This is a genomic window from Microbacterium gilvum (assembly GCF_039543865.1).
Lineage (GTDB): Bacteria > Actinomycetota > Actinomycetes > Actinomycetales > Microbacteriaceae > Microbacterium > Microbacterium gilvum.
On sequence record NZ_BAABKO010000002.1, the window covers coordinates 613,743 to 626,355 of the forward strand.

Genomic DNA, 12,613 nt, shown 5'->3' on the forward strand with positions numbered 1-12,613 from the left:
CCATTTAAGCGCTTTACCAATGAAGGTGAGACATGACACAGAGTGAGACGATCCGCGTCGTCGTCTGGGGCGAGAACCGCCACGAGCAGGTGCAGCAGAACGTCAGGGACATCTATCCCGACGGCATGCACACGACCATCCGCGAGGGCATCGAGGAGAACCTCGGCGACCGCGTCGCCGTGCGCACGGTCACGCTCGACGACCCAGAGCACGGCCTCACCGAGCACCTGCTGCGCGAGACCGACGTGCTCGTGTGGTGGGGGCACGCCGCCCACCACGAGGTCGCCGACGAGGTCGTCGACCGCGTGCACCGGCACGTCGTCGCGGGGATGGGGCTCCTCGTCCTGCACTCCGGCCACTGGTCGAAGATCTTCGGGCGGCTCATGGGCACGACGTGCACGCTGCGCTGGCGCTCGAAAGACGACCGCGAGATCGTCTGGACGGTCGACCCGACCCATCCGATCGCCCAGGGCGTGCCGCACCCCTTCCTCATCCCCGCGCAGGAGATGTACGGCGAGTTCTTCGACGTGCCGGCCCCCGACGAGCTGATCTTCCTCTCCACCTTCTCGGGCGGCGAGGTCTTCCGCAGCGGGATGACCTACCGTCGCGGGTACGGCAAGATCTTCTACTTCAGCCCCGGCGACCAGGACTACCCCGTCTACCACCAGGCCGAAGTGCGCCGCGTCATCGCGAACGGCGTCGAGTGGGCTCGCACGCTGCGACCCGAGCGGACGGAGCCCGTGCTGCTCCGATACGAGACGGAGGACTTCTACAACGGCCGCGGCTACGAGGGGGCGATGGAGCCGTGAGCGCGCTCCGGGTCGTGCAGGTCGGCGCGGGCGGGATGGGCCGCGCCTGGATCGGGGCGATCTCGCGCCACGACGATACGGAGCTCGTCGGGCTCGTCGACCTCGACCTCGGCACGGCGCGCGCGGCGCTCGACGATGCCGGGCTCGCGGGCGTCGCGGTCGGCACGTCGGCGTCCGAGGTGGCGGCCGCCGTGTCGGCCGATGCGGTCGTGAACGTCACGGTGCCCGGCGCGCACCTGCCCGTCAACGTCGAGGCGCTCGCCGCCGGGTATCCGGTGCTTTGCGAGAAGCCGGCGGCTCCCACCGTGGCCGACGCGCTGCGGCAGGCCGCTGCCGCGCAGGTGCACGGGAGGCTGCTCATGATCAGCCAGTCGCGCCGGTACTTCGACGGCTTCGCGGCGCTTCGAGCCCAGACGGCACGGCTCGGCGCGCTCGGCGCCGTCGCGACGGAGTTCTTCAAGGCGCCGCGCTTCGGCGGGTTCCGCGACGAGATGGACCACGTGCTCCTCGTGGACATGGCCATCCACTCGTTCGACGCGGCGCGGGCGCTCATCGGCAGCGACCCGGTCGCCGTCTACGCCGAGGAGTACAACCCGTCGTGGAGCTGGTACCGCGGCGCCTCGAACGCCGTCGCGGTGTTCGAGTTCGCCGACGGCGTGCGGTACACGTACACCGGAAGCTGGTGCGCGCCCGGGCTCGAGACCTCGTGGAACGGGCGCTGGCGCGTGAGCGGCGCCGACGGCAGCGCGGAGTGGGACGGCGACGGCGCACCGGTGTCGTCACTCGACGCGCCCGCCGCCGGCGACCCGGCACCGGAGCAGATCGACGGATCCCTCGCCGAGTTCGTCGCGGCCGTGCGGACGGGCTTGCGTCCGACGACGGATGCCCGCGCCAACGTCGCGAGTCTGGCGATGGTCGAGGGCGCCGTGCAGTCGGCGACGACCGGCCGGCGTGTGCGGATCTCCGACGTGCTGGACGCCGCGTCGGCGCGTGCGATCGAGGTCGAGTCGGATGACGCGGTGCGTGCGGTCCTGGAGACCTGGCGGGGCTGATCCGCTCTGCGGCCTCAGCCCGCGACGGGCGGGGTGATCTCGACGGGCTCGCCCAGATCCTCGAACGTCTGCGTGAGGGTGCCGTCCACGCCGTGCACCGTGAGCGACAGCTCCGCGCCGACGGGTGCGAGGCCCGGCGCGAGCTCGACCGCGAGCTCCGCGATGCGCGTCCCCTCCCAGTCGAAGGGCTCGCTCGCGGTCACCCGGAACCCGCCGTCCTCCGTCTGCTCGTCGTCGACGAGCCATTCGGGTCCGGCCGCGAGGATGTCCGCCACGGCCCGCGGATCGGCGAACGCCCGGTAGTACTCCGCCGTCTGGGCGGCCATCCGCTCCTGCTCGTCGGGCGATGCCGGGTCGGCGGCGACGGGGCCGGCTCCCTGGTCCACCCAGAACGCGCCGTCGACGTACCAGAGGTCGAACGCCCCGGCCAGGTGGAAGGCGTACGCGGGGGAGTACGCGAAGTCGACAGCGCCCTGCGCGAGCGTACCGCCGAGGGTCATCCGTCCGGAGCCGGCAGCCGCGAGTCCGTCGGCGATGCAGGCTCCCAGGGCGGCGCCGTCCACGCTCGCGCCGACCGCGATGCCGGCGTCGAGGCAGGTCTGCGGCGTCGCGAGCGACTCCGCGGTGGGCGTCGGCGCGGGGGCCGTGGGAACGGATGGCGTCGACTCGGACGGGGGCGTCGTCGCGACCGGCTCCGACGCCGTCGGGGAGCTCTCGGCGGCGGGCTCCGGCTGTGCGGAGCATCCCGCCGCGAGCAGGGCGACAGCGGCGACGGCGGCGGCGGCCGAGACGAACCTCATGTCCGGCAGACTATCCCGCCCGTCCGCGCGGCTCCCCGGCCGCGGTGCTCCCGCGCAGCGCGGGCGGCGATCAGCCCCGCAGGTCGCGCCGGGTCAGCGCGACGACGGCGCCCGCGAGGAGCACCGTCACGCCGGCCCAGAGGGGGAGGAGGCCCTCCGTCCATCCGTTCGTCAAGGGGGCGTCGTGGTACGCCCACGAATACGGCGAGAAGGCCCGCAGGACGTCGAAGTCGTCGTTCTGGTTCGCGACGCCGTTGAAGAGGAATCCCGCGGCGGCGACGAGCGCCCCCGCGCCCACCGCGGCCGCGCGGCGGCCCGTGAGGGAGCCGACGCACAGCGCCGTCGCGCCGCCGAACAGCCACAGCCCGAGGGCGGCGGTCGCCTGGGGAACGATGTTCGCCGCGTCCAGCTCGAGCTCGAACGGGCCGCTCACGAGGAGCATCAGGAGACCCGTGTACGCCGCGAGCCACGCGAGCCTGGTGAGGAGCGCGACCGCCTGACCCGTGACGTAGCCGGCGCGCGAGACGGCGTGGGCGAGGTCGAGCTCGAGGCGCCCCTGCTCCTCCGCCCCCGCGACGGCACCCGCGCCCCAGCCGATGGCCGCGACGGTCGGCAGCACGAAGCCGAGGAGCCCGTAGAACGTCGCCTGCGCGTAGCCCGCGCCCGTCGCGATCTGGTCGAACCCGAGCGTGTTCACGAGCGATGACGGCAGCGTCGACAGCAGGTCGGCCATCTGCCCGTCGAGCCCGATGCTCGGATACAGCGACAGGTACAGCATCATCACCGCCGTCAGGGCGAGCGTCCACACGAGCACGCCGCGCCATGTCTCCGCCAGGGCGCGGCCCAGCACGGCGATCATCGCGCGGCTCCCGGCTCGTGCTGCACGCCGCCGGCGACCGGGAGGACGCCCGTCGGCGGCCGCCCGCGCAGATCCCGCCGAAGCAGCGGCCTCGACGGCTCGGGCTCGGACGGCGCAGGCTCGGACGGCTCGGGTTCGGACGCCGCAGGCTCCGCGAGCCGTCGCCCGTCCTCCCGAGCATCCTCCCCGCCGGCCCTGTCGCCCGGGCGACGGACCTCGGCCGTCTTGAGGTCGATGGCAGCCCCCGAGCGCGGCGACGCCGCGCTCACCGGCGTGAACGTCCCGCGCGCGTGCGCCGGACGCGTGCTCGGCACGACGGGCGCGGCAAGGAGATCCTCGGGGTCCGGCGGCCATTCCGGCGCGGCGGCCTCGTCTCGATCCGCCTCCTCCGCAGGGGTGCCCCGCTCATCGTCCGCCCGCACGGAATCGGGAAGCGTGCCGTCCGTCGGCGACTCCTCCGGCGGCGTCGGCGTTCCCGCCTCGGCCTCCACGGCGACGGACGGCGTCTCGGCATCGACCTGCGGCGCAGGCGGGTCGACGAAGTTCGATCGGAACGCGCGCGGCGTCTGCGCATCGGCGGCGGCGCCCGTCGGCGGCTCGTCGTGGACGTCGCCTGCCCTCGACACGTTCGCCTCGTCTGCGTGCGCCTCGTCTGCCTGCCCTGTGCTCGCCTCGTCCGCGTCCGCCTCGTCCGCGTCCGCCTCGTCCGCGTCCGCCTCGTCCGCGTCCGCCTCGTCCGCGTCCGCCGCGCCGGCGTCGTCCGCAACGGCAGCGGCATCCGCCTCGTCCGTGCGCGCGGTGCTGTCGTCCGCGGCATCGTCCGCGTGGTGCCGCTCGGCGCCGTAGAGCCGCAGCACCGATTCCTCCAGATCGGGCTCCTCGACGGTCAGATCGACGAGAGGGAATCCCGCGAGCACCTTCACGACGGCGTCGATCTCGCCCTCGGCGGTGGCGGAGACCCGCACCTGGTCCGTGCCGCCCGCGACGTCGAGATCGTGCAGGCGCAGCGCGCGGAGCGCGGTGGCGACATCCTCGGCTGAGGTGTCGGCGATGCCGGCGCGGATGCGCCGCACGGCACCCAGACGCAGCGATGCCACATCGCCGGAAGCCACGACGCGTCCCTCGCTCAGGACCGCGACCTCGTCGGCGGTCTGCTGGATCTCGCTCAGCACGTGCGAGCTCAGCAGCACGGTCTGCCCGCGATCCCTGGCCTCCCGCACGAGCTCGATGAAGGTGCGCTGGACGAGCGGGTCGAGACCGCTCGTCGGCTCGTCGAGGATGAGCAGCTCGGGTTCATGCAGGAACGCCTGGACGAGCCCGAGCTTCTGCTTGTTGCCCTTCGACAGCGTGCGCACACGGCGGGACAGATCGAGGCCGAGGCGGTCCGCGAGCTCGTCTGCGCGGCCCTTCGGGGAGGGGCCGGACACGCGGGCGTAGAAGTCGAGCAGACCTCGTCCGGTCGTGCGGGAGTCGAGGCGCAGCTCGCCGGGAACGTAGCCGATCCGCTTGCGCAGCGCCGGCCCTCCTCGACGTGGGTCCTCGCCCAGCACGCGGACCTCGCCGCCGGATGGGCGGATGACGTCGAGGAGGATGCGCAGCGTCGTCGTCTTCCCCGCGCCGTTCGGTCCGATGAGGCCGAAGACAGTGCCCGGTCGGACTGCGAGGTCGAGGGCGTGCAGCGCGGTGCGCCGCCCGTATCGCTTCTGCAGGCCGTGCGTCTCGATCGCCGCCGTCATGGCGCTCACGGTAGTCGCGCGGAGTCGATGCCGGTAGAGGCATGGACGAAACCGCCCCGCAGCGTGCTCGACCGGCCGAGACCGCGCACTCGCGCACGCCGTAGCGGCCCCCGCTCCCGCGTGGCAGACTCGGGCACCATGCGACGCAGGAGTGCAGGGACCACGGGCGCGATCCTGGCGGCCACGCTCGCGACTCTGACGGCGGGGGCGCTCGCCGGGTGCGCACAGGGGGCGACGACCGCGCCCACCGGGGTGCCGACGCCCTCGCCCGAGAGCATCGCCGACGAGGTGATCACAGGCGGGCCGGACGGCGTGGCGCTCCCGGTCGAGACGATGGGCGGCCCCCTCGCGTATGCGATGGACGACGGCAGCGTGCAGATCGTGACGTGGGGGAGCTCCTCCTGTCCGCCGCGCGCGACGGAGTTCGACAACGACGGCTCGATCATCATGGTGGTCTTCGTGCGATCGTCGGCCGAGGTCTGCACGGCCGACTACGCGCCGACGACGCACGTCTTCGGTGAGGACGCCGTGGGCGGAGCCGTGCCAGACGAGGCGTCGATCACGATCGAGGACGCCGAGCCCGTGACCGTGGAGATCCAGCGGCCGTCCTGAGGACGGGTGCCGCAGTGCGCCCGGTCAGCTCGGCGGCAGCGGGTCGCGTCGAGGCTCGATCGCGCGCGCGACCTGCTTCTCGAGCACTTCGATGGCGTCATCGGACAGTGAGATGAGGCCGTCGAGCTCCTCCCGCACGCGCCGGTAGGCGACCTGGCGCTCGGCAGCCGTGGCCGACTGGTCGACCGCGGTGCGCAGCAGCTGCTGCGCACGGTCGAGGCGCTTGCGCTCCGTCTCGCTGAAGCCGCTGTCGCGCACGCGTCGGGCGTCCTGCTCGGCGATGTCGAACGCGACCTCGAAATCGTTCACCGCCGTGCGGTACTCGGCGAGCTCCTCGGCCGAGACCGCGACGTCCGCGCCGGCGGGGCGCAGGCCATCCGCCGCCTTCTTCGCGCGCAGGAACGCCGCCGTCAACGGCTGGCGTCCGTCGCTCATGGTCGGGAACGCGATGAGCTTCGCGACGTCGAGCTCGTAGTCGAGCCAGCGGCGGACGACGTCGTCGTGGGTGTCGAGCAGGCGCGTCAGGCGCGCCCGCCGGTTCGCGGCGTCCTCAGCCGCGACGTCGTCGGGGTCGGCGGTCGTCTTCGCGGCCTTGAGCTGCGCGCGCGCCTGCAGCTCGATCGACCGCGCCTCGGTCTTCGCCTGCAGCAGCTCGAGCCGGCGCTTGTGGCGGGCCTTCGACTCCTTCGACCACCAGGTCGCCGTCGATCCCGCGACAGCGGCGATGCCGCCGCCGAGGGGGAACACCAGCCACCAGTAGCCCTCGATGAAATCGAAGAGGGGTTGCATGCGCCCATCGTACGCACGCGTGTGCGCGAGACGGATGGCTCCGCCCCGCGCACACGCGGCCGATCACTTCGTGAAGGCGTCCTTGACGTCCTCGCCCGCCTTCTTGACGTCGGCCTTCACCTGGTCGGCCTTGCCCTCGGCCTCGAGCTTCTCGTTGCCTGTGACCTTGCCTGCCGCCTCCTTCGCCTTGCCGGCGAGGTCCTCTGCGGCGTTCTTGATCTTGTCGTCGAGTCCCATGGGGGTCTCCCTTCTCTTTTCGGTGGTCTGGTTCAGTCGACGCGGCCCTGATCGGCCGCGAAGCGCGCCCGCAGCGACGAGCGCAGGGTGACGACCGCGGGCATCCGCTCGCCCGTGAGCGTCGCGAGGTTGGCGAGCAGCCTGTCCGTCGCCGAGGCGAGATCGGCGGGCGACGCGCTGCGCCGCGGCGTGACGTCCACGTGCAGCACCTCGATGCCGCGCGCGCGGCGGATGGCCACGCGCGACGACAGCACGTCGGGGCGCCGGTCGAGCGACTGGCGCAGGGCGTCGGAGGCGAAGGACTCCGCGACGACGATGCGCCCGAGGTCGGTGCGCTCGGCGATGCCGCCGTCGTGCACGTGCGAGCGGCGCGCGAGCGCCCGGATCGGGACGGCGGCCAGCACGATCGCCACGACGGCGAGCGCGGCGACGATGCCGATCCCCAGCCAGCTCGCCGCGGTCCCGTCGATGCGGGTGGCCGCCGCGCCGTCCGTCGCCGCGACGCGCGCCGCCGTGAAGACGTCATGCCACACGTCGGCGGCAGCGGTCCATGTCGTCGCGGCGATCACGGCGCCGCCGAGGCCGACGAGCGCGAGGCCGACGAGCGCGAGCACGGCGCGGTTGAGCGCGCGGTTGGTGCCGTTCATGCGGCGCTCCTCTCCCGGGCGCGGGCGACCCGCACCCGCGTGGTCAGCGGTGGCGTGACGGACGCCCTCTCGAGTTCGGCACGGGCGGCCTCGCGGACGGCATCCACATCGACGGGGAGGCCCGTCTCGGGGCGGACCATCACGTCGACGGCCCTGTGGCCGACGCCGACGACGACCGAGTCGGGTCGCAGCCCTGCCTCCTCGGCGATGCGCCGGGCGACGGCCGACGCGAGCACGCCGTTGTCGACGACGACGGCATGGGTGTCGGACGCGAGCTCCTGGCGGGCACGGCGACCGGGCGCGAACGCGATCACGAGCAGCACCAGGCCGAGCACGGCCACCCCCGCCGATCCGGCGATGACGGCGCCCCGTGGCTCGGCGGCAGGGAGCGCCCCGGCCCACGCGAGCATCTCGGCGGGCGACGCCAGCCAAGGGGAGAGCCCCGCGAGCTGGCGCGCGGTCTCCACGGCGACCCACACCAGGGCCGCGACGGCGACGAGCACGACGATCGTCACGGCAGCGGTGCGCGGCGAGTGCGTCTCGCGGCGCACGATGCGGCGCAGAGCGGGATCGCTCATCGCACCCTCCTTCTCGTCTCGACGACCGCGCCCGCGATCGTGATGTCGACCAGGGCGACCTCGCGCCCGAGCAGGGCCGTGATGCGCCCCCGGATGTCGTCCTGCAGCCCGCGTGCCCGTTCGAGCAGCGGGACGGCAGCGGCGACGGCGGCGTCGTCGTCGAGGTCCGGCATGGGGAGCGGTGCGCGCAGGCGCACCGCCAGCCCGCGGCCGACGTCGGAGACGTGCGCCGAGATCGTGTCGGCGGGAACGCCGATGGCCTCCGCGGATGCGGCACGGGCGACCTTCGCCAGCACGCGGTCGCGCACGTCGATGCGGCCGGCGGGCTCCCCGTCGTGCGCCGCGACGACGGGGAGCGCTTCCGCGAGCGCGCTCATCAGGAGGTGCGCCGTCCCGTGAAGACGCCGGCGAGCGCCCGCAGATCGAGCTGGCCGCTCACGACGCGTCCGACGACGGCCCCCACCCCGGCGAGCACGGCCACGAGGAGGAAGCCCCAGAAGCCGAACGCGAGGGCGGCGAAGGCGAGGATCGCCCCGATGAGGGCGCCCGTTGCGGTGGCGCTCACGAGACGCGCGACTCGGCGGCGGACTCGTCGTCGTCGGCCGACGGCAGGTGCACGTCGTCGACGGCGACGTTGACCTCGACGACGTCGAGGCCGACGAGCTGGGTGATCGCCCGCGTGACGGCTGCGCGCACCTCGCCGGCGACCTGCTGGATGGGCGTCGGGTACTCGACGACGATCGTCACGTCGGCGGCGGCCTGCGTCTCCCCGACCTCGACCTTCACACCCTGCGTGAGGTCGGTGGCGTTGATGGCGTCGCGGATGGCGCCCAGCGTGCGGGCGCCGCCGCCTCCGAGGGCGTAGACGCCGGCGACCTCGCGGGCCGCGATCCCGGCGACCTTGGCGACGACGTGGTCGGCGATCGTCGTGCGACCGGCCTGCTCGCCCGGTGCGGCCGGTGCGACGGCGCGGTCGACGCGCGGTGCGGCGGGGGTCGCGGGAGTGGCGGGGGTCGTCTTCGTGTCCTGCTCGGCCATGATCGGCTCCTTCTATCTCGGTCAGCGGCCGGATGCAAGCACTTCAGGAGCTTCATCCGGGAGCGTTACGGTCGCTCATGTCTGAGAGGCGCGGCCTCCCGGATTCGTCACAAAAAAGTTCCTGGGGAGGGCGTGACGCATGGGAAGGACCCGGGGAGAGCCGGTGCGGGAGGCGAGCGACGCCATCCTCGTGGCCCGCTCGCTCGATCAGGACGAGCACGCGTTCGCGGAGATCGTGCGCCGGCATGCGCCGCTCATGCGGGCGTACACGGCCCGGATGGTCGGCTCGGTCTCCGAGGCCGACGACGTCGTGCAGAACGCGTTCATCCTGGCGTGGCGCAAGCTCGACACGCTGCGCGACCCGTCGGCGCTGAAGGCATGGCTCATGCGGGTCGCCACGCACGAGGCGACGGCGTACCTGCGCCGACGACCCTCGCCTGTGCCGCTCGAAGCCGTCGAGCAGGTGCTCGCGGCGGAGGCGCGACCCGATACGGTCGTCGTGCGGGACGCGCAGATGGCGGCGCTCTCGAAGGCGCTCGACACCCTGCCCGACGCGCAGCGCCAGTGCTGGCTGCTGCGCGAGGTCGCGGGGCTCAGCTACACCGAGATCGCGGAGGAGCTCGACCTCCCCGCGAGCACCGTGCGGGGCAATCTCGCCCGCGCACGCACGAGCATCACCGTCCGGATGGAGGAGTGGCGATGAGCACGGACGAGCCGCGGCTGGACTGCGGCAGAACGCTCGAGGAGCTCAGCGACTACCTCGAGTCCGGGCGCTCTCCGCGCGACGCGCACATCGAGTCGTGCCCCGAGTGCCTCAACGCGCTCGACACGCTCGAGGGGGCGGGGCGGCTGTCCCGTGCGCTGGTCGCGGTCGACGCATCCACGCTGCCCGAGCCGCCGGAGAGCTGGTTCCAGGGGATCCTCGGCGCTATCGCGCTGGAGCTGCGGGCGGGAAGGGACCTGCCGCTGCACCATCCCGATCCGCGCGTCGACCTGTCGATCACGGAGGGCGCCGTGCATGCGCTGCTGCGGACGGCGGGCGACGGTGTCGACGGCGTCTTCATCGGGCGGACCGCGATCGACGGCGACGCCGAGACGCCGGGGGCGCCCGTCACGGTGCGGCTGACGGCGAGCATCGCCTGGCCGCTCGATGTCGCGGCCGTGAGCGAGGAGCTCCGTGCACGCGCGTTCGCGGCGCTCCGCCAGCACACCGAGCTCAACGTCACGGCCGTCGACATCCGCGTCGACGACATCCACGGATACGAAGGAGGCCGATCATGAGCGTTCCGGAGGGCGCGCTGCGCGCCGCCGCAGTGCGCGGGGTCGCAGGTGTCGTCGACGTCTATGCGGCGGAGGGCGCGCTCATCGCATCGGTCGCCGCACTGCTCGGGCACGAGTCGTCCGACGATCCCGTCGTCGACCGCGACGATCGGGTGAGCGCGCGGATCGGCACCGCGATGTCGGCGTCGACGCCGGATGTCGCGCGTCGTGTCGCCGACGTGCTGCGGGATGGCGCCCCTCCCCAGGCGCGCATCGCCGTGCGGATCGCGCGGGTCAGCTGACCGGACGCGTCAGCCGGCCACCGCCTCGACCGCGAGCTCGGCGAGGCGGTGGCTGCGTTCCTCCTCGTGCGCGGTGATCGTGACGACCGCGTCATGCGCCTCGTCGACGACGACGTACTGTCCGTAGAGGCCGTCGAGCCGCCAGGCGCCGCCCGGGCCGTCCCACACCGCGAGTCCGTAGCGCGAGTACGGCGCGGAGCCCGTCTCGACCCAGTCCGCGTGCATCGCGTCGACCCATCCGCCGGAAACGAGCTGCCGGCCATCCCACCGCCCCCGATCGCGGAGCAGGCGGCCGATGCGCGACAGCTCCTCGGTGCGCAGCTCGAGCCCGCTGCCTCCCACGATCCACCCCCGAGGGCAGCGGTGCCACTGGGGGTTGTGGATGTCGAGCGGCTCGAACAGGCGCGGCATCAGCCAGTCGCGCACGTCGCCGACGTGGGCGCCGAGCACGCGCATCGCCGTGTAGGTGCTCGCGTCGGAGTACTGGAACACGCGGCCGCGTGACGGACGGCGCAGCATCTCCTGCGCGAGATCGGGCCAGGGCACCTGCTCGGAGCCGAACCACGCGAAGTCGATGCCGCTCGTCATCGTGAGCAGGTGGCGCAGCGTGACGGCGTCGGATCCCTGGCCGTACGCCATCCCGGGGAGAGACGTGCGGATCGGCTCGTCGAGGGCGACGACGCCCTCGACGACCGCGATCCCGACGGCGAGCGCCGAGACGCCCTTCGACACCGAGTACACGTTGACGCGGTCGTCGCTGCGCCAGCGGTGCTCGGAGGCATCGTCGCCGATGCGGACGTGCACGCCGTACGCGCCGAGGCCCTCCGACTCCACGGCGCGGACGAATCGGTCGAGGGCGGCGGCAGAGGAGGTCACGCTGCGAGGCTAGCGGGGGCCTGCGACATCACGCCGTGAGCGCCTCGACCGCGCGCGCGGCGACGCGGTCTGCGGTGAAGTGGTCGTCGGCCGTGAGCGTGACGACGGCATCGCCGCGGAAGATGAGCAGCTGCCCGTAGGCGCCGTGCAGCCGCCAGGCGTCGCCCGGGCCGTCCCACCCCGCGAGTGCGTAGCGACGGTACTGCGGCTCCGGGTCCTCTCCGCGGTCGAACCAGTCGCCGTGCATGGCGTCGATCCATCCCGGCGAGACGAGGGCGCGGCCATCCCACACCCCGCGGTCGCGGATGAGCAGGCCGAGCCGCGAGAGCTCGTCGGCGTCGAGGTGCAGGCCGCCGCCGGCGACGATGTGGCCGTTCGGGCAGCGGTCCCAGGTGGGCGCGGCGATGCCGAGCGGGGCGAAGAGTCGCGGCTCGAGCCACTCCGCGACGTCGCCGACGACCGTGGCGAGCGCGCGCATCGCGGTATAGGTGCTCGCGTTGGCGTACTGGAACGCACGGCCCCGCGTCGGCCGGCTGAGGAACTCGACGGCGAGGTCGGGCCAGTCCGTCATGAGCGTCTCGGACCAGGGGAGGTCGATGCCGCTCGTCATGCCCAGGAGATGGCGGGTCGTGACGTCGGAGTCGTCTCGCGCGAACGGCAGGTACGTCGCTACGGAGGCGTCGACGTCGAAGAGCCCCTCATCCGAGGCCATGCCCGCCGCGAGGACGCAGACGCCCTTCGCGACCGAGTGGATGTCGCGGCGCACATCGTCGCTCCAGCGGTGCTCTGCGGTGTCGTCGCCGATGCGCACGTGCGCGCTGTGGGCGGCGAAACCCTCCTCGTCACTGGCGCGGACGATGCGGTCGAGGACGGTCTGCGCGCGGGTCACGCGCTCCAGTCTCCCAGGCCGTCGCTGCGGCGGGGCGCGGAGGGGGTGCTGCGGCGCGTGCGTGGGGTGCCGCGGCGCGGGCGTGGGGTGCCGCGGCGCGCTCGCCAGTGCGGATGTTGGCCCTGCGTC

General features: G+C 73.4%; 18 protein-coding genes. 6 read left to right on the forward strand and 12 right to left on the reverse strand.

The features are described 5' to 3' along the window. Positions 1 to 32: 32 nt before the first annotated feature. Both ABD998_RS08685 and ABD998_RS08690 read left to right on the forward strand, forming a co-directional pair. The gene (locus ABD998_RS08685) at positions 33 to 809 is read left to right on the forward strand and encodes a ThuA domain-containing protein (RefSeq protein WP_345438082.1); all 777 of its coding nucleotides are present in this window, start codon (positions 33 to 35) and stop codon (positions 807 to 809) included. After that, a complete protein-coding gene (locus tag ABD998_RS08690) occupies positions 806 to 1,861 on the forward strand; it encodes a Gfo/Idh/MocA family protein (protein WP_345438084.1) in 1,056 nt (351 codons plus the stop codon). The genes ABD998_RS08685 and ABD998_RS08690 overlap by 4 nt, the downstream gene beginning before the upstream one ends. Before the next feature lie 14 nt (positions 1,862 to 1,875). Here the strand turns inward: ABD998_RS08690 and ABD998_RS08695 are convergent, their stop codons facing one another. From ABD998_RS08695 to ABD998_RS08705, 3 genes are all read right to left on the reverse strand, one after another. Continuing rightward, entirely contained in the window at positions 1,876 to 2,661 is a 786-nt protein-coding gene (locus tag ABD998_RS08695; RefSeq protein ID WP_345438086.1) for a hypothetical protein, read from the reverse strand. 70 nt (positions 2,662 to 2,731) lie between these two features. Further along, positions 2,732 to 3,520, reverse strand: a complete 789-nt coding sequence (locus tag ABD998_RS08700) for an ABC transporter permease subunit (protein ID WP_345438088.1) — start codon at positions 3,518 to 3,520, stop codon at positions 2,732 to 2,734. Further along, positions 3,517 to 5,256, reverse strand: a complete 1,740-nt coding sequence (locus ABD998_RS08705) for an ABC transporter ATP-binding protein (protein WP_345438090.1) — start codon at positions 5,254 to 5,256, stop codon at positions 3,517 to 3,519. Before ABD998_RS08705 ends, ABD998_RS08700 begins: the two co-directional genes overlap by 4 nt. 138 nt (positions 5,257 to 5,394) lie before the next feature. On the opposite strand from ABD998_RS08705, the gene ABD998_RS08710 reads away from it, so the two are divergent. After that, positions 5,395 to 5,868: a hypothetical protein gene (locus ABD998_RS08710; RefSeq protein ID WP_345438092.1), complete on the forward strand. Its 474-nt coding sequence runs from the start codon at positions 5,395 to 5,397 to the stop codon at positions 5,866 to 5,868. Between the two features lie 24 nt (positions 5,869 to 5,892). On the opposite strand, the gene ABD998_RS08715 is transcribed toward ABD998_RS08710, so the two are convergent. From ABD998_RS08715 to ABD998_RS08745, 7 genes are all read right to left on the reverse strand, one after another. After that, the gene (locus ABD998_RS08715; protein WP_345438094.1) at positions 5,893 to 6,657 is read right to left on the reverse strand and encodes a hypothetical protein; all 765 of its coding nucleotides are present in this window, start codon (positions 6,655 to 6,657) and stop codon (positions 5,893 to 5,895) included. A 63-nt stretch (positions 6,658 to 6,720) separates the two neighbouring features. Next, positions 6,721 to 6,894, reverse strand: a complete 174-nt coding sequence (locus tag ABD998_RS08720; protein ID WP_345438096.1) for a CsbD family protein — start codon at positions 6,892 to 6,894, stop codon at positions 6,721 to 6,723. 32 nt (positions 6,895 to 6,926) lie between these two features. Further along, positions 6,927 to 7,541: a hypothetical protein gene (locus ABD998_RS08725; RefSeq protein ID WP_345438098.1), complete on the reverse strand. Its 615-nt coding sequence runs from the start codon at positions 7,539 to 7,541 to the stop codon at positions 6,927 to 6,929. Beyond that, positions 7,538 to 8,119, reverse strand: a complete 582-nt coding sequence (locus ABD998_RS08730; RefSeq protein WP_345438100.1) for a DUF6286 domain-containing protein — start codon at positions 8,117 to 8,119, stop codon at positions 7,538 to 7,540. The genes ABD998_RS08725 and ABD998_RS08730 overlap by 4 nt, the downstream gene beginning before the upstream one ends. Further along, positions 8,116 to 8,496 (reverse strand): hypothetical protein, encoded by a 381-nt coding sequence (locus ABD998_RS08735; protein ID WP_345438102.1) that lies wholly within the window; start codon positions 8,494 to 8,496, stop codon positions 8,116 to 8,118. Before ABD998_RS08735 ends, ABD998_RS08730 begins: the two co-directional genes overlap by 4 nt. Beyond that, positions 8,496 to 8,684: a DUF2273 domain-containing protein gene (locus ABD998_RS08740; RefSeq protein WP_345438104.1), complete on the reverse strand. Its 189-nt coding sequence runs from the start codon at positions 8,682 to 8,684 to the stop codon at positions 8,496 to 8,498. Before ABD998_RS08740 ends, ABD998_RS08735 begins: the two co-directional genes overlap by 1 nt. Next, positions 8,681 to 9,157 carry an Asp23/Gls24 family envelope stress response protein gene (locus tag ABD998_RS08745; protein ID WP_345438106.1) on the reverse strand — a complete coding sequence of 159 codons (477 nt, stop codon included), beginning with the start codon at positions 9,155 to 9,157 and terminating at the stop codon, positions 8,681 to 8,683. Before ABD998_RS08745 ends, ABD998_RS08740 begins: the two co-directional genes overlap by 4 nt. A 139-nt stretch (positions 9,158 to 9,296) precedes the next feature. On the opposite strand from ABD998_RS08745, the gene ABD998_RS08750 reads away from it, so the two are divergent. From ABD998_RS08750 to ABD998_RS08760, 3 genes are read left to right on the forward strand one after another with little or no spacing between them, the layout of a single operon-like run. Then, positions 9,297 to 9,860 carry an RNA polymerase sigma factor gene (locus ABD998_RS08750; protein ID WP_345438108.1) on the forward strand — a complete coding sequence of 188 codons (564 nt, stop codon included), beginning with the start codon at positions 9,297 to 9,299 and terminating at the stop codon, positions 9,858 to 9,860. Beyond that, the gene (locus ABD998_RS08755) at positions 9,857 to 10,438 is read left to right on the forward strand and encodes an Asp23/Gls24 family envelope stress response protein (RefSeq protein WP_345438110.1); all 582 of its coding nucleotides are present in this window, start codon (positions 9,857 to 9,859) and stop codon (positions 10,436 to 10,438) included. Before ABD998_RS08750 ends, ABD998_RS08755 begins: the two co-directional genes overlap by 4 nt. Next, a complete protein-coding gene (locus ABD998_RS08760; RefSeq protein WP_345438111.1) occupies positions 10,435 to 10,719 on the forward strand; it encodes a hypothetical protein in 285 nt (94 codons plus the stop codon). Before ABD998_RS08755 ends, ABD998_RS08760 begins: the two co-directional genes overlap by 4 nt. A gap of 9 nt (positions 10,720 to 10,728) precedes the next feature. Here the strand turns inward: ABD998_RS08760 and ABD998_RS08765 are convergent, their stop codons facing one another. Both ABD998_RS08765 and ABD998_RS08770 read right to left on the reverse strand, forming a co-directional pair. Continuing rightward, a complete protein-coding gene (locus tag ABD998_RS08765) occupies positions 10,729 to 11,595 on the reverse strand; it encodes a serine hydrolase domain-containing protein (protein WP_345438112.1) in 867 nt (288 codons plus the stop codon). Positions 11,596 to 11,623: 28 nt separating this feature from the next. Further along, positions 11,624 to 12,484 carry a serine hydrolase domain-containing protein gene (locus ABD998_RS08770; protein WP_345438113.1) on the reverse strand — a complete coding sequence of 287 codons (861 nt, stop codon included), beginning with the start codon at positions 12,482 to 12,484 and terminating at the stop codon, positions 11,624 to 11,626. Positions 12,485 to 12,613: the final 129 nt, after the last annotated feature.